This window comes from bacterium, from assembly GCA_040756715.1.
GTDB lineage: Bacteria > UBA9089 > UBA9088 > UBA9088 > UBA9088 > JBFLYE01.
Genome location: JBFLYE010000100.1, coordinates 1 through 15,548 on the forward strand (window position 1 = coordinate 1; position 15,548 = coordinate 15,548).

General features: G+C 38.0%; 17 protein-coding genes and 1 tRNA gene. 7 read left to right on the forward strand and 11 right to left on the reverse strand.

Annotated elements, in window-relative coordinates:
* Window positions 1-490: 490 nt before the first annotated feature.
* The 4 genes from AB1397_03785 to AB1397_03800 all read right to left on the reverse strand — a co-directional run bounded on the left by AB1397_03785 (window position 491) and on the right by AB1397_03800 (window position 1,721).
* A tRNA-Asn gene (locus tag AB1397_03785) sits at window positions 491-565 on the reverse strand.
* A complete protein-coding gene (locus AB1397_03790) occupies window positions 566-1,291 on the reverse strand; it encodes a LysM peptidoglycan-binding domain-containing protein (protein ID MEW6482103.1) in 726 nt (241 codons plus the stop codon).
* Window positions 1,288-1,545: a cell division protein ZapA gene (locus tag AB1397_03795; protein MEW6482104.1), complete on the reverse strand. Its 258-nt coding sequence runs from the start codon at window positions 1,543-1,545 to the stop codon at window positions 1,288-1,290. The genes AB1397_03790 and AB1397_03795 overlap by 4 nt, the downstream gene beginning before the upstream one ends.
* A complete protein-coding gene (locus AB1397_03800; GenBank protein MEW6482105.1) occupies window positions 1,542-1,721 on the reverse strand; it encodes a hypothetical protein in 180 nt (59 codons plus the stop codon). The genes AB1397_03795 and AB1397_03800 overlap by 4 nt, the downstream gene beginning before the upstream one ends.
* Window positions 1,722-1,785: 64 nt before the next feature.
* On the opposite strand from AB1397_03800, the gene AB1397_03805 reads away from it, so the two are divergent.
* On the forward strand, window positions 1,786-2,562 hold the full coding sequence (locus tag AB1397_03805) for a TIGR00282 family metallophosphoesterase (protein MEW6482106.1): 777 nt from the start codon (window positions 1,786-1,788) through the stop codon (window positions 2,560-2,562).
* Here the strand turns inward: AB1397_03805 and AB1397_03810 are convergent.
* Together AB1397_03810 and AB1397_03815 are read right to left on the reverse strand one after the other, a co-directional pair.
* Window positions 2,557-3,684, reverse strand: coding sequence for a glycosyltransferase family 4 protein (locus AB1397_03810; GenBank protein MEW6482107.1), 1,128 nt, complete (start codon window positions 3,682-3,684; stop codon window positions 2,557-2,559). The two genes, AB1397_03805 and AB1397_03810, sit on opposite strands and share 6 nt — an antisense overlap.
* Window position 3,685: 1 nt before the next feature.
* Window positions 3,686-4,336: a SagB/ThcOx family dehydrogenase gene (locus tag AB1397_03815; GenBank protein ID MEW6482108.1), complete on the reverse strand. Its 651-nt coding sequence runs from the start codon at window positions 4,334-4,336 to the stop codon at window positions 3,686-3,688.
* Between the two features lie 128 nt (window positions 4,337-4,464).
* On the opposite strand from AB1397_03815, the gene lpxB reads away from it, so the two are divergent.
* The 4 genes from lpxB to AB1397_03835 are packed head-to-tail and all read left to right on the forward strand — an operon-like array spanning window position 4,465 to window position 8,109.
* Window positions 4,465-5,535: a lipid-A-disaccharide synthase gene (gene lpxB, locus AB1397_03820; protein MEW6482109.1), complete on the forward strand. Its 1,071-nt coding sequence runs from the start codon at window positions 4,465-4,467 to the stop codon at window positions 5,533-5,535.
* Window positions 5,532-6,170 carry a DUF3108 domain-containing protein gene (locus AB1397_03825; protein MEW6482110.1) on the forward strand — a complete coding sequence of 213 codons (639 nt, stop codon included), beginning with the start codon at window positions 5,532-5,534 and terminating at the stop codon, window positions 6,168-6,170. The genes lpxB and AB1397_03825 overlap by 4 nt, the downstream gene beginning before the upstream one ends.
* Window positions 6,167-6,919 carry a triose-phosphate isomerase gene (tpiA, locus tag AB1397_03830; protein ID MEW6482111.1) on the forward strand — a complete coding sequence of 251 codons (753 nt, stop codon included), beginning with the start codon at window positions 6,167-6,169 and terminating at the stop codon, window positions 6,917-6,919. Before AB1397_03825 ends, tpiA begins: the two co-directional genes overlap by 4 nt.
* On the forward strand, window positions 6,916-8,109 hold the full coding sequence (locus AB1397_03835) for a 2,3-bisphosphoglycerate-independent phosphoglycerate mutase (GenBank protein MEW6482112.1): 1,194 nt from the start codon (window positions 6,916-6,918) through the stop codon (window positions 8,107-8,109). Before tpiA ends, AB1397_03835 begins: the two co-directional genes overlap by 4 nt.
* A gap of 56 nt (window positions 8,110-8,165) precedes the next feature.
* On the opposite strand, the gene rsfS is transcribed toward AB1397_03835, so the two are convergent.
* From rsfS to AB1397_03850, 3 genes are read right to left on the reverse strand one after another with little or no spacing between them, the layout of a single operon-like run.
* Window positions 8,166-8,495, reverse strand: coding sequence for a ribosome silencing factor (gene rsfS / locus AB1397_03840; GenBank protein ID MEW6482113.1), 330 nt, complete (start codon window positions 8,493-8,495; stop codon window positions 8,166-8,168).
* The gene (gene yqeK, locus AB1397_03845; protein ID MEW6482114.1) at window positions 8,477-9,025 is read right to left on the reverse strand and encodes a bis(5'-nucleosyl)-tetraphosphatase (symmetrical) YqeK; all 549 of its coding nucleotides are present in this window, start codon (window positions 9,023-9,025) and stop codon (window positions 8,477-8,479) included. Before yqeK ends, rsfS begins: the two co-directional genes overlap by 19 nt.
* 20 nt (window positions 9,026-9,045) lie before the next feature.
* Window positions 9,046-9,438, reverse strand: coding sequence for a CBS domain-containing protein (locus AB1397_03850; protein ID MEW6482115.1), 393 nt, complete (start codon window positions 9,436-9,438; stop codon window positions 9,046-9,048).
* A gap of 110 nt (window positions 9,439-9,548) precedes the next feature.
* Here AB1397_03850 and cooS point away from each other — a divergent pair, with 110 nt between their 5' ends.
* A complete protein-coding gene (gene cooS, locus AB1397_03855; GenBank protein ID MEW6482116.1) occupies window positions 9,549-12,569 on the forward strand; it encodes an anaerobic carbon-monoxide dehydrogenase catalytic subunit in 3,021 nt (1,006 codons plus the stop codon).
* 12 nt (window positions 12,570-12,581) lie between these two features.
* Here cooS and AB1397_03860 read toward each other — a convergent pair whose 3' ends face one another.
* Together AB1397_03860 and AB1397_03865 are read right to left on the reverse strand one after the other, a co-directional pair.
* Window positions 12,582-13,778, reverse strand: coding sequence for a bifunctional 3,4-dihydroxy-2-butanone-4-phosphate synthase/GTP cyclohydrolase II (locus AB1397_03860; GenBank protein ID MEW6482117.1), 1,197 nt, complete (start codon window positions 13,776-13,778; stop codon window positions 12,582-12,584).
* A gap of 52 nt (window positions 13,779-13,830) precedes the next feature.
* Window positions 13,831-14,199, reverse strand: coding sequence for a hypothetical protein (locus tag AB1397_03865; GenBank protein MEW6482118.1), 369 nt, complete (start codon window positions 14,197-14,199; stop codon window positions 13,831-13,833).
* 87 nt (window positions 14,200-14,286) lie between these two features.
* Between AB1397_03865 and AB1397_03870 the strand changes: the two genes are divergently transcribed.
* On the forward strand, window positions 14,287-15,548 hold a 1,262-nt coding region (locus AB1397_03870; protein ID MEW6482119.1), incomplete at its 3' end, for a CoA-binding protein.

Genomic DNA, 15,548 nt, shown 5'->3' on the forward strand with positions numbered 1-15,548 from the left:
TATAGTTAATTCCATAACGCTTTACAAAATGTATGGGTTTAGATAATCTTAAGGAAAACTTTATATAAAATTTTGAATTTTGAATGTTGAATTTTGAATTAAAAGGGGAAAAATTTTATAAAACTTAACCTTTTTCAATTCAAAATTCAAAATTTAGAATTCAAAATTTCTTAAATACTATTTTTGCACTAAGTAATGGAAGATACTATAAGTAATAGGTTTTTTGCTAACCCTTTATTTTAGTTATAGATAAGAATAAAAGTAGGGTGAATTCCATATTACTTTTAAAAATAGAATTCAATCTCTAAAATATTCCAAGAAACTCTTGAGGGTTAATTTTTATTATTCCTTAAAAATCAATAAGTTAGAAGCCCACAAAGAAGGTCTTGGTCGGCTGGGGGTGGGTAGCAGGATTGGAAGAGAAAATTTAGAAAAAGAAAATCAAAAAATCCTCTCCTTTCACCCGTCAGATTTAGTTCGTAAAGAAATTTGGCTCCGCGGACAGGACTCGAACCTGTAACCTAGTGGTTAACAGCCACCCACTCTACCATTGAGCTACCGCGGATTATTCTATTTTTTCAAGGATAAGACCAATAGCTGTGCCTGACAAAAGAAAATAGGAAAATATCTTTATCTGGTTTTTCTCCTTTGTTAATCTTTTATTCTCCAATTTAAGCATTTCTATCTCAAGCCGTTGGGATTCCAATTCTATTTCCTTTTCTTTTATCAAAGCCTTTAGTTCATTTATTGCCGAGGTTAAATTCTCCTCTTTCTTTACAAGATCATCCCTTTCTTTTATTGTTTTAACAAGCTCTGCCTCCTTCTCTGATAAAGCCTCTTTTAAGGAAGTATTTTCTATCTGTATTTTATTCAAAACCCCCTCAAGCTCTGTAATCTTTTCCTTCATTACCGCGATTAGCTCTGCTGTCTCAGAGGGAATAGGCCCTTTAATCTCTCCTATAATCTTATCAATATATTTATCCTTTTCTTCTATGCTCATCTTTATTGCCTCCCTCTTCTCCTTTAGCACCTCAAGGAGCATCTTTGCTTCCTCATAGCCTATTGCCAGCTCCTCACCAGGGTAAATAAGATCAGGGTTTGTGAATTTATTATATTTTTTAAATTCCTCCCATTTTAATGGGTCTTTCCAATATATCTTTGCAAGATACCAAAGTGTATCGCCCTGCTTTATAATTATCTTCTTTGTCTTCTCACTTGGTGTAATCTTTGCAAAGCTAAAAGGGCTAAATACCAATTGAAATATAACCAATAATGATACTATTCTTTTCATTTTAATGAAGCATCAATAAGGGAGGATAATTTTTTTACCCTCTCATAAACCTTCCTCTTTGTTTTAAATAGCTCATCTGCAATCTCCAATGAGGTAAGAATGGCAAGCTTATCCAGAGGAAGATTGGGAAGATTTTTGTATATCTCCTTTATCTTTTTATCCACATAGCCTGCAACTATTTTTGTTGTCTTTTCTTCCTCATCAGAGACAAGGGTATATGCCTTACCCATAATCTCTACAGAAACCTTATTCATATCTCATCAAGCTTTGAAATTATCCTTTCAATCTTTCCTTTTATGAGCTTTCTTTCCTCTTTTAACCTCTCATTCTCTTCTTTAAGCCCACTTGCATCCCCTTCTTGGCTTTTAAGCTTTTTGAATTCTGCAATAAGCTTTTCTATTTTTTCCTCTAATATATCAAATTCTTCCATCTTTTAATTATAACAAAAGTAGAAAGCCCTTGTCAAATATGTTTTTTTATTGTAAAATAAAGCAATGAAGGTTTTATTTATTGGTGATATTGTGGGAAGGAAGGGAAGGAGGATTCTTAAGGAGATAATTCCAAGATTAAAGGGAGAAAGGCACATAGACCTAATAATTGCAAATGGCGAGAATGCCGCAGGTGGATTTGGGATTACAAAGAAGGTAGCAGATGAAATATTTGCTTGTGGGGTTGATATTATAACAGGTGGAAACCATATATTTGCAAAGAAGGAAATCTATGAAATAATGGATTCCCTTCCTATTTTAAGGGCACTTAATTATCCACCCAGTGTTCCAGGAAGGGGATTTATTTTTAAGCCCTGCAAAGGAGAAAATGTTTGTGTAGTAAGCCTCTGTGGACGGGTGTTTATGGATTCCCTTGATTGCCCATTCAGGGCAATTGATGGCCTTTTGGAAGAGATAAAAGAAAAGGCAAAGATAATCATTGTTGATGTCCATGCCGAGGCAACCTCTGAAAAGGTTGCTCTAGGCTGGTTTCTTGATGGAAGGGTCTCTGCTGTGATTGGAACCCATACCCATATTCCAACCGCTGATCCTAAAATCCTTCCAAAGGGAACGGCCTATATCACTGATGTTGGAATGGTTGGGGCAGGAAATTCTGTTATAGGTATAAAAAAGGAGCTTGTGCTTAAGAGATTTCTCCTTTTAATTCCGGTTAGATTTGAAATGGCAGAGGATGAAGGAATCTTTGGCGGAGCTTATATTGATATAGATGAGAAAACAGGCAAAGCTTCATCCATTGAGCAAATTCAAATTCAAGGGCTATAATCCTTCATAAAGCCTCTCTATATCTTCTATCAGCCTTTTCTCTGTATATTTTTTTGAATTTTCCCTTGCCTTTTCTCCCATTTCCTTTGCCCTTTCTTTGTCTAAAATAATGGTTTTTATAGCATCTGCTAATGCTTCGGGATTCTTTGGAGGAATAAGGATGCCTGTATCAGGAGAGACAAGGGTTGAAACACCTCCCACATCTGTTGCAACAACGGGAATTCCAGATGCCTGTGCTTCAATGATTGCAACGGGAAGCCCCTCATTTAATGATGATAAAACAAAGCAATTAAGATCTGCATAAATAATCTCAAGGTCTTTTCTAAATCCAAGGAAAAGGACATTTTTCTCTATTCCCAGGTCTTTAGCCTTTTTCTCCAATTCCTTTCTAAGATAGCCATCTCCCGCGATGACAAAAAGGGCATCAATCTCTTTTAAAACAATAGCAGATGCTTCTAAAAATGTTCCTATATCCTTTATGGGAACAAGCCTTGCAATTGTTCCAATCAGGGGTTTGTCAGAAATCCCAAGCTCATTTCTTAAAATACCCTTTTTTTCAGAAATGTCATAAAACCTATCAAGGGAAAGGCCTAGGGGAATAACGATAACCTTATTTCTATTTCCTATGCCAAATTTTAAAATCTCATCCCTCTGGCTCTCGGTTAATGTAATTATCCTTGTTGAGATAAGGGAAAGCCATCTTTCAATGATAATAAAAAATAGGGTCTTTAGCCTTCCAAAGTATGAATGTAGGGTGTGTCCATGGAATGTATGGATGATTATAGGAACGCCGCAAAGCCAGGCACAAAGCCTTCCTAACATCCCTGCTTTGCTCAAGTGGCTATGCACAATATCTGGTTTTATCTTCCTGATTATGCCGATAAGCTTAAAAAATGTGATAATATCCTTTATGGGAGAGATCTCCCTTTGAAGCTCTGGAATAAAGATTATATCAATATTTCTATTTTTTGCCTCAGAAAGCATACTTCCCTCCTCCTTTCCCTCTTTTCCAACCACAAGATATGTCTTAAATTTCTCTTTAAGACCTTCGCTTAACAATATTGTATGGATAGAGGGACCTCCAATGTTAAGACGGGTGATTATCCTTAAAACTGTTTTCATTTTACTTTGGCCTTCCTACAGGGACGATGTATAATGGTTGCTCCATATTCTCCATACCAATTACTCCCTTTACCTCCTCATCATAAAAAGCACCAATAGAGACCGAGCCCAATCCCAAGCTAATTGCTTGAAGATGAAGGTTCTGCACAGCATGACCTGCCTCTATGTGCACATACCTTATCCCCCTCTCTCCATATTTTCCTGTTGTTCTCTCATATATTGCTGAAACAACAAAAACACAGGGAGCATCTTTTACCCAACTCTGATTTAGGGCTACCCTACAGAGTTCTTTACGCTTATCAATCTTTGAGATTCTAATTAATCTATGGGCTTGAGGGATGTATTTGTAGACTCCAGGGCCAAGTTCCTTTGCTAAACCTACAACTACATATACCTCTAAGGGATAGAGTGCACCCGCTGAAGGAGCGGTTCTAAAACCCCTTTTATCAGTTACTCCTTGGGTAGCCCAAAGGAGCTGGGAGATTTCAGATAGGGAAATTGGTTCATTTTTATATTCCCTTATTGACCTTCTCTTTACCAATGCCTCCTCTAGAGAGATATTGCTTTTATACCTAGGTTTGGGTAACTCTATAGTCTCCTTTCTATCCAAATTTACTTGAGAGAGATACATCAATAAAACCAAAACCTCCATTTTTATAAAAGAATAGAGAAAGGATAAAAATCCTATGAAAGAATTGCAATAAATATTTTAATATCCTTGCCAAGCCCCCTTTTATATCGTATAATAGCGAAGAGATTTTGCCATTTAATACAAGCTAAATGAACATAATGCTCATTGCTGGTGAGGCATCAGGAGATCTCTATGGAGGTTATCTTTCCAGAGAGATAAGGAAGATACGAGAGGATATTAGCCTTTTTGGAATGGGCGGAAGGCTGATGGAAAAAGAGGGTGTTGAGATTCTTTTTCCCATTTCCCTTGATATCGTGGGAGCAATGGATGTAATTTTTAAAATCCCAAAGGCAATCTTTTTATTAAATAATCTCCTAAGGGTAGCAAAGGAAAGAAAACCAGATAAGGTTGTCTTGATAGATTTTGCTGAATTTAACCTCTGGCTTCTTAAAAATCTTGTAAAGCTTAATATAAAAACAGCCTGGCTTTTTCCACCCACCGCTTGGATTTGGAGAAAGAATAGGATAAAAATTATTAAAAAGGCAGGGCTTATCTTATCAACCCTTCCTTTGGAAAGGGATTTTTATAAAAAAGAGGGTGCAAATGTTGTTTTTATAGGGCATCCCTTGCTTGATATTGTAAAGATAAATGGAAATTTTGTTGATAAGAAAAAACCTGTGATTTCTTTTCTTCCAGGAAGCAGAAAAAAAGAGATAGAGAGGCATCTTCCCATTATGGTTAAGGTGGCAAAAGCCCTTGGTGATATAGAGCTTTTTCTTATCCTTGCAGAGGGAATTGAAAGAGAAATAATAGAAAAATATATTAAAGGCTTAAATATTTCTATTGTTCCCCATTCTTATGATATAATGGCACAATCAGACCTACTTATTACATCCTCTGGAACAGCAACCCTTGAGGGAGCAATCCTTGGAATACCAATGATTGTTATCTATAAGATGGATAAAATATCATTCTTCCTTGCAAAAGCCTTTGTTAAAACAAAATATGTTGCTCTTCCAAATATCATTAGAGGAGAAAAAATTGTCCCAGAATTTCTGCAAGATGAGGCAAATCCTTCCAATATTGTAAAGGAGGCCCTCTTAATTTTAAACGATGAAAAAAAAAGAAAAGAGATTAAACTTAAGCTTTCCCATATCAAAGATGCAATTGGCCCATCTGGAGCAATCAAAAGGGCAGCAAGGGCTATAATTGACCTATGAGAGCATTTTCTTTATTTCTTTTTATTTCTTCCCTTGCCCTTTGTGAGGAGCTCGTTTATAATGTAAAGATATTAGGAATAAATGTAGGAAGACAAAGGATAATAACAAAGGAAGAGGGTGGTGAAATAATGATAATATCTGATACAAAGACAAATAAATTCTTTTCAAGATTTTATAAACTAGATGACCACATTGAAACCCTTGTTGATAAAAAGACATTGCTTCCTATTATTATTAAAGAAAAAATAGAGGAAGGGAAAGAAAAAAAGGAGCTTTTAACCTATCTTTCCCAAGATGGATTAGAAGCCACAATAATTGAGGGAGATATTAGAAGCCAGATGAAGCTCTCCAAAGAAACATTTAATATTCCATCCCTTATCAATCTCCTTAGAAACAAAGAGCTAAAGGTTGGAAATAAAGAGATTTTTTCTATAATAACATTAGGGAAAATAGAGGATATAGAGGTGCAGGTAGAAAGCCTTGAAAATATATATTTTGAAGGAGAGAGAGAGGTTGTATTTAAGGTTGTAGCTAAAGATGTGGCTATTTGGTTTTTAAGGGAAGATAGTATTCCCCTTATAATAGAGGTAAAGCTTAAATGTGGTCTTGCCCTTAAAGGGTATTTGAAAAGATGAAACCTCCAATAATTGCAGGAAATTGGAAGATGAATAAGGGGGTAAAGGAGGCAGAGGATTTGACCTCAGGAATCCTTGAGATGGTAAAGGGTATAGATGATAGGGAGGTTGTTTTGTGTCCACCATTTACCGCACTCTATAGGGTATCAGAGCTATTAAAGGCCAAAACTATTAAACTTGGTGCGCAAGACCTTTTTTATGAAGAAAATGGAGCTTGGACAGGTGAAATATCTGCATCCATGCTTACTGATTTGGGTTGCAAATATGTTATTATTGGACATTCTGAAAGGAGGCAAATTCTTAAAGAGGATGATATAATAATAAACAAGAAGATAAAACAGGCATTAAAATATAGCCTTTCTCCCATATTTTGTGTGGGAGAAACCGAAAAAGAAAGAAAGGAAGGAAGGGAAAAAGAAATTGTAGAAAGGCAAATTAGATTAGGACTTAAAGAGATTGACCTTACATTCCGCATTCCCTTTGTGATTGCCTACGAGCCTGTCTGGGCAATTGGAACGGGGAATACCTGCAAAGAGGAAGAGGCAGAAAAAATGCACATTTTTATTAGAGGGCTAATCTCCAAATTATATACAAATGATTTGGCAGAGGAAATGAGGATTTTATATGGAGGCTCTGTAAAGCCCGATAATATTGATGCAATTATGAAGATGCCAAATATAGATGGCTGCCTTGTGGGCGGTGCAAGCCTAAACATTGAATCCTTTTGCAGGATAGTTGAGTTTAGTTGAGGGAGGAGATATTAAAAAACTTAAGCATAGAAACAGAAGGAAAGATTATTTTCCTTGTTATGGATGGCCTAGGTGGTCTTCCAATAAATGGAAAAACAGAGCTTGAAGCTGCAAATAAGCCAAACATTGATAGCCTATGCAAAGAATCAATACTTGGGCTTATGGATCCAATTGGCCCGGGGGTAACGCCGGGCTCAGGCCCTGCACATTTGGCTCTTTTTGGCTATGACCCTTTAAAATATGATATTGGAAGGGGGCTTTTGTCTGCTTTGGGAATTGGCTTTCCCCTTTCTAGCTCTGATGTTTGTGCAAGGGGAAACTTCTGCACAATAGAAAATGGGATAATAACGGATAGGAGGGCAGGAAGGATAGCGACAGAGAAAAACAGGGAGCTTTGTGAAATTCTTTCAAAGATAGAGATAGAAGGTATTAAAATATTTACCATCCCTGAAAAAGAGCATAGATTTGTTGTTATATTTAGGGGAGAAGACCTATGTTCTTGTCTTTTAGATTCAGACCCGCAAATTACAGGTGTTCCTCCATTAAATGTTCTACCAAAGATAGAGGTTGCTACAGGGTCAGCAGAAATTGTAAATCAATGGATTTCTAAAGCAGGTGAGGTTTTAAAGGAGCAATATCCAGCAAATATGGTTTTGCTGCGTGGTTTTGCAAGCTATCTTAATATCCCAAGCTTTAAGGAATTGTATAAGCTTAATTCTTGTTGTATTGCAACATACCCAATGTATAAAGGGCTTGCAAGCCTTGTTGGAATGGATGTTCTGGATTGTGGGGAAAGCTTAGAAACCCAAGTTAATACTTTGCATTCAAGCTTTTCTTCTTATAACTTTTTCTTTTTCCATATAAAAGGAACGGACAAAAAAGGAGAAGATGGAGATTATGAAGGAAAGGTAAAGGTAATTGAGGATGTAGACAAAATTATTCCAGAAATACTTAAGTTAAATCCAGATCTTTTTGTCATAACAGGAGACCATTCAACGCCAGCCCTTTTAAAATCCCATTCCTGGCATCCGGTTCCCTTAATCCTTTATTCAAAATATTGCATTCCAGATGGGATAAAGGAATTTTCTGAAAGAAGCGCATCAAAAGGCTCTTTGAGGAGGTTTCCCATGCAAGAGCTAATGGGGCTTGTCTTAGGATATTCAAAGAAGCTTATAAAATACGGAGCATAAAAGGGATTTAGGAATTCCAATTATTCAATCACGGCACTAAATACAATTGTAAATTTTCATATTTCAACGAGGGGACAATCTGCCCATAATATCTCAAGCTGATAAAAAGACCTGTATTCTTCTTCAAATATATTAACAATAACACTTCCATAGTCAATAAGCGTCCACCCCTTTGCATCTTCTATATGTAAGGGTTTTATATTTTTCTTTATTGCTTTATAGATTTCCTCAATAATTGCCTTTGTTTGAACATCAGAGCGCGAGGTTAGAATAATAAGAAAATCTGAGATAGGGGATTTTTTGGCTATATTAAAAACCTTTATATCCTCTGCCTTCTTTGAAAAAGCTGCCTTAACTACCTTTTTTGCTATGCTTTTTGGGTACATATACTATTCCACAAGGAAACTGTCCTTGGATGAAGGAGGGAGCCTTTTTTAAGAACATATTCTATTTTTTTCTTTATGACCTCCCTTAAAACACCCTCAATATCCCTTTTTGCCCTATCCAATAAATCTCCATCTGGACAGGTTTCAAGGTAATCAGCGATATAAAGAATCTTTGAAAGCAAGGGCATATTTGCCATTCCTGTTGAATGAAATTTTATTGCATTAAGAATTTCTTCCTCTTCAATATTAAATCTTTCCTTTGCCATACAAGCACCAATTGCTCCATGCCAAAGCCCTGGTTCTCTTTTTTCTATTCTATCAAGCCCTATTTTATATTTTTCAATAAGGCTTTTCATCTCATCCTTTGGAATGTCTTTGGCAATATCATGGAGGTAGGAGATGAGCTCTAATTTTTCTTTATCAACATTGTAATGAGATGAAATCTCACAAGCAATCCTTTTTACCTCTTGAATATGAAAAAGCCTTTCCTTTGTCATAAGAGATGCAAGCTCTTTTTCTATATCCCTCATTCTATTTTATCCGTTAAATCCTATTTCCTTCCTGCAATTGCCTTTACAATATCGCCGCAAGAGATTATCCCAGAGGAAAAAAGCCTTGTTTTTTCTTTCTTTTCTTCATCTATAACCAACAAGCGATGGATATTATTCTCTACCATAACCCTTGCTGCCTTTTCTACATCCTCTTCTTTCCCAATTGTAATTATAGGCTTTGTCATAATCTCAGAAATCCTTATATTTTCAAGGTCTTTTCCAAAAAACCTTGTAATATCCATCTCTGAAAGGATTCCAGAAAACTCATTTTTCTCATTCACCACAATAATCCCAGAGATGTCATACTCAGCCAATACACAGGCTGCCTCCTTTACAGAGAGCTCATCTGCTACGGTTATTACACCTTTTGTCATAATATCTTTAACCTTCATTTTTTACCTCCTAAATTTTTTAAAGAATAATCAATTTTCCTTTTCTTGTCAAATTTTTTTGCAAAATCTTTGACCTTTTAAAGGTCTTAATGTAAAATTTTTGTTTAATTATGGATATACCAAAGGAAACCTACAAAACATCTATCATAGAGGGAGAGATTGGTGGATTAAAAATAGGGGGGGAAAATACAATGCCCTTCTATTTATTTGAAGGCAATATGCCAAATCCGCCCAGGATTGCTTTAGAGATATGGGATGAGCCTCCCAAGGATTGGCTACCAAATGTTGTTGAGCCATACAAAGATGTGATAAACGATCCTGTTTCCTGGGCAAAAAAGGCAATTTCCTATGGTTGCGATATGGTCTGTCTTAAGCTAATAGGCACAGACCCCTTAGGAAGCAATAGGTCTCCCCAAGAAGCCGCTGCTGTGGCAAAGAATGTTTGTGATAATATAGATCTTCCCTTAATTGTTTTAGGATGTGGAAATATAGAAAAGGATTCAGTTACCCTAAAGGAGGTAGCCTCCGCTTGCGAAGGAAGAAATATCTTGCTTGGAGCAGCCACCGAGGATAATTACAAAGTAATTGGTGCATCTGCATTAGCCTATAAACACAATGTCTCTGCCCAAACCCCAATAGATGTTAATCTATCAAAGCAATTAAATATTTTATTGGGAAACCTCGGGCTTTCTGATAATAAGATTTTAATTGACCCAACCGGTTCTACCTTGGGCTATGGCTTGGAATATACATACTCAGTCATTGAAAGGATAAGGCTTTCTGCCCTTCAAGCAGGGGATGAGAAGCTTAAGATGCCCATATTTGTAGAGATAGGAAAGGATTGCTGGAAGATAAAGGAGGTAAGGGAGGATAACCCACAATGGGGTGATATAGAAAAAAGGGGAATCCTCTGGGAGGCAATTAGCGGGCTTTCCTTTCTCCTTGCTGGCTGTAATCTTCTTGTGATGAGACATCCCTCTTCTCTGAAACTCCTTAAGGAGATGATAAAAGAGCTCATGGAGCTTAAAGAGGAAGAGAAAGAGGTTAAAAAGGAGGCAAAAAAGGAGGAACATATTTATGTGGCAAGGGAGGAAAAAGGGGAAGAAAAGATAAAAAGGCATCCAGGTGATCACTATAAGCCATCCTGGATAGATGAGGATATTTGTGAATTCCTTGAGAAAAAGGAGGCTTTGGTTTATTCAGCAAATGAAGGCTTTAAAGATAAGGCAAAGAAGGATGGAGTAAGGACGGTCTTTGAGAGAGCAGAGGAAATAAAGCCCTGCCCATTTGGCGAAAAGGGTGCTTGTTGTAAGCATTGTGCAATGGGTCCTTGTCGATTAAGCTTTAAGGATGAATCCCTTGAGGAGCAAGAGGAGGGACAAAAAACAGGGCTTTGTGGAGCAACCATAGGAACAATCTCTGCCAGGAATTTTGCTAGAATGATTGCCGCAGGTGCCTCTGCACACTCTGACCATGGAAGGGAGGTAGCCGAAATATTGATTGCGGTAGCAGAGGGAAAGGCACCCGGTTATAGCATAAAGGATATGGAAAAGCTTTACAATGTGGCAAAAGATTTTGGTATTGAAACTGAAGGAAAGGATGAATATGCAATTGCCAAAGAATTGGGAGAAAAGGCATTAGCTGAATTTGGAAAGCAACAGGGCGAGCTTACCTTTATAAAAAGGATGCCCCTTACCAGGCAGAATGTTTGGAAAAAATTGGGTATGACACCGCGTGGCATAGACAGAGAGGTGGTTGAAATAATGCACAGAACACACATGGGCGTTGACCAGGATTACAGAAATATCCTTCTTCAAGGCTCTAGGTGTGCATTAGCCGATGGATATGGTGGCAGTATGATTGCAACAGAATTGCAGGATATTCTCTTTGGCACACCAAAACCTGTGCTCTCTCGGGTAAATCTTGGGGTTTTAAGGGAAGATTGTGTTAATCTGGTAATCCATGGCCATGAGCCCCTACTCTCTGAGATGATTGTGGTTGCCTCCAAAAATCCAAAAATGGAGGAACTGGCAAAGTCTGTAGGGGCAAAAGGGATAAATTTAGCCGGCATCTGCTGCACGGCAAATGAAATTTTAATGCGTCATGGTGTGCCTTTAGCTGGCAATCTCCTCCAACAAGAATTAGCCATAGCAACCGGCAGCGTTGAGGCAATGGTAATAGATGTCCAATGCATCTTCCAATCCCTGCCAAAGGTTGCCCAATGCTACCATACAAAGATTATTTCAACCTCAGCTAAGGGCAAGATCCCTGGGGCATTGCACATTGAATTTGACCCACACAATGCCCTTGTCTCAGCAGAAAAGATTGTTGAGACAGCCATCTTAAATTTCAAAAACCGAATTAAAGAAAAGGTAGAGATTCCCCAAGAATCTATGGATTTAGTGGCTGGCTTTACCCATGAATATGTGAATTATATGCTGGGTGGAAAATTTAGAGCCTCCTATTGGCCCTTAAATGACAATATTATCAATGGGAAAATAAGGGGTGTGGTTGGTGTGGTTGGCTGTAATAACCCAAGGGTAGCCCTGGATAGTGTTCATATTCCTCTGGTAAAGGAGCTGATAAAAAATAATGTTTTGGTGCTTCAAACCGGATGTGCTGCGATAGCCTGTGCAAAGGCAGGTTTACTAACCCCAGAGGCGGCAAAATTTGCGGGAGAAGGATTAGCACAGGTATGCGAGGCAATTGGAATACCTCCAGTTCTCCATTGTGGTTCTTGTGTTGACAATTCAAGGCTTTTGGTAGCCGGGGCCGAAATGGTTAAGGTGGGTGGCTTGGGCGATGATGTATCAGACCTTCCCATTGCCGGATGTGCGCCAGAATGGATGTCAGAAAAGGCAATTGCGATTGGCCAATATTTTGTAGCCACAGGTCTTTTGGTTGCCTTTGGCGTAAATTTTCCCACCCTAGGAAGCAAGGCTACCACACGGCATTTATTTGAGGAATACGAGGGTTTAACCGGCGGAATGTGGGCATTTGAAAAAGACCCTTATAAATTAGCCAGGCTTTTAATTGAGCATATTGACAAAAAGAGGGAGGCATTAGGCATAAACAAACCAAAGGAAAGAATCCTCTACGATATGGAAGCAAGGAGGGAGCTTAAATTCTAATCTGTCAGCAGGCTAAACCTCCAAAATATGTCCAAGCTTTTCCTTCTTTGTCTTAAGGTAGGTTATATTCTTTGGGTTTATCTCTCCTGGAATGGGAATCCTCTCTTTTATCTTTATTCCATAGCCTTCCAAGCCAATTATCTTCCTTGGGTTGTTGGTAAGAAGCCTTATGCTCGAAAGACCAAGGTCAACCAATATCTGGGCTCCTGTCCCATACTCCCTTAAATCAGGAGGAAATCCCAAAGCCTTGTTTGCCTCTACGGTATCCATACCTTCATCCTGAAGGCTATAGCTTTTAAGCTTATCCAAAAGCCCAATCCCCCTTCCCTCCTGGATGAGATATAGAAGGACACCTTGTTTTTCCTCCTCTATCATTTCAAGGCTTTTTCTTAATTGCTCACCACAATCACACCTTAAGGAATGGAATATATCACCGGTTAAGCATTGGGAATGAACCCGAACCAATACATTTTTTCTTCCCTTAATCTCACCCTTTACTAAGGCAAGGTGGATTCCCTTGTCGATCAATGAAGAATAGGCAATAAGCTTGAAGGCTCCAAATTTTGTGGGAAGGCTTGTTTCTGTTATCCTCTTTATTAGCTTCTCCTTTTTCCTTCTATACTCGATAAGGCTTGCAATGGTTATTATCTTTAAATTATGCTTTTTTGCAAAATCAATAAGAAAGGGAAGCCTTGCCATATCTCCATCTTCATCCATAATCTCGCATATTACAGCAGATGGATAGAAACCAGCAAGCTTTGCCAAATCAAGGGATGCCTCTGTATGTCCAGCACGCACAAGGACACCGCCATTCCTTGCTACTAATGGAAATATGTGCCCTGGTCTTGCCAGATCATCTGGTTTTGTATCCTTGTCTATAATTGCCTTTATTGTCCTTGCCCGATCATAAGCAGATATGCCTGTGGTTGTTCCGTATTTGTAGTCGCAGGAGACCGTAAATGCTGTTTTATGGATGTCTTGTGGCTCAGCAAGCATAGGATGTAAATTTAATTCACTTGCCCTTTCCTCTGTTATTGAGACACAGATAAGCCCCCGCCCCTGCTTTGCCATAAAGTTTATGGAAGAAGGGGTGATAAGGGAAGATGGTATCACAAGGTCCCCCTCATTCTCCCTATTCTCATCGTCAACCACGATGAGCATCTTACCATTTTTGAGGGCATCTATTGCCTCAGGGATTACAGAAAACATAAATTATAATTTACACACAAAATAGGTAATTTGCAATGCTTATTTTGGAAGGTTAAATGGATTCCTTTCTTTCTCCCACAAACCAGCTACTTCTTTTCTTAAAGAGGAGATTAAATGTGGTTAGGCTTCCATATATCCTTGTAATGTATTGCTGAAGCTCAATCTTGTCAACATCTGGAATATTAGGATGTGAATTTATCTTTGCCTCAAGAACACGAAGCCTATCCCTAATCATAATGATTTTATGGAAAAATCTCTCTAAAGGAAGGACAAATTCCTTAAGGTCTTTTCTTTCTGGCTTTATAATAATGCTTCCCCCTTTCCACCTCTCACCAAGCTCTATATCCGCATATTTTAAGCCTACATCCTCTATTTCTTCCCTTACTATCCTTCTTATCTTCTCGTAATCAATCTCCATCACCTTATTTATCGGCAGATTTTGGATAAATCTTAAGAAAAAAATTAACCGATCTTGCTTTAATCTTTCTCTTTGCTTATAATTATTTTGGTGCATAAATTCTTTTCGCCTGAAAGCATAGCCATTGTGGGAGCTTCCCGAGAAAGGGGAAAGGTTGGCTATGAGATTTTTTCAAACATTATCCTTTCAGGCTATAAGGGTAAGATTTTCCCTATAAACCCCTCGGCTGATTTTATTTTAGAAAGAAAATGCTTTCCCTCCCTTTCTAATATTCAAGAAAAAATAGAGCTTGCTATTGTTATTGTAAAGAATACCATTGTCCCCAATGTATTAGAGGAATGTGGAAGCCTTAATATAAAGAATGCAATTATTATAAGTGCGGGGTTTAAGGAGGCTGGAATTGCTGGGTTAAGCTTAGAGAATAAAGTAAAAGAAATTGCCAAAAATTATGAAATAAGGATAATTGGCCCAAATTGCCTTGGCTTAATTGATACCTACACGCCTTTAAATGCCTCATTTTCCCGCATATTTCCAGAGAAAGGAGGCATCTCATTTATCTCCCAATCAGGGGCATTATGCACAGCAATCCTTGATTGGGCAAAAGAAAAGAATATAGGATTTTCAAAGTTCGTAAGCTTTGGGAATGGATGCGATGTAGCTGAGATTGAGCTTATTGAATATCTCATAGATTGTCCGAACACATCGGTAATTGCCCTATATCTTGAAGGGACAAAGGATGGAAAAAGATTTATTGATATAGCCAGCAGGTCAAAAAAGCCTATTATCTTATATAAATCTGGAAAAACAGATGCCGGGAAAAGGGCAATCTCATCCCATACAGGCTCTCTGGCAGGAAGTGAAAAAGCCTGGGATGCCGCAATTTCCCTTTCTGGGATAATAAAGGTGGATTCTATTGAAAAGCTCTTTCTTTTTAGCCATTCCTTTGCCACCCAACAAAGACCTAAGGGAAGGAATATAGTTGTGATTACAAATGCAGGAGGGCCTGGCATAATAGCATCCGATTGCCTTGTTGCGAAAAATATCTCCCTTTCCTCCCTTCCAAAGGAAACAGCCAACCTTCTTAAGGAAAACCTTCCTCCCTCTGCCTCTGTCTATAACCCGGTTGATATACTAGGGGATGCCCGATCAGATAGATACAATTTTGCTATAGAAACCATTAGCAAAGAGCCTAATGTAGATGGAATAATGGTTATCTTAACCCCTCAGGCAATGACAGAGATAGAAAAAACAGCAAGGGCAATAATAAAATTCAAGGACAAAAAGCCCATTTTTCCTGTTTTTATGGGAGGAGCAGAAATTGAGCCTGCAATTTCTTTATTTAAGGAGCACAA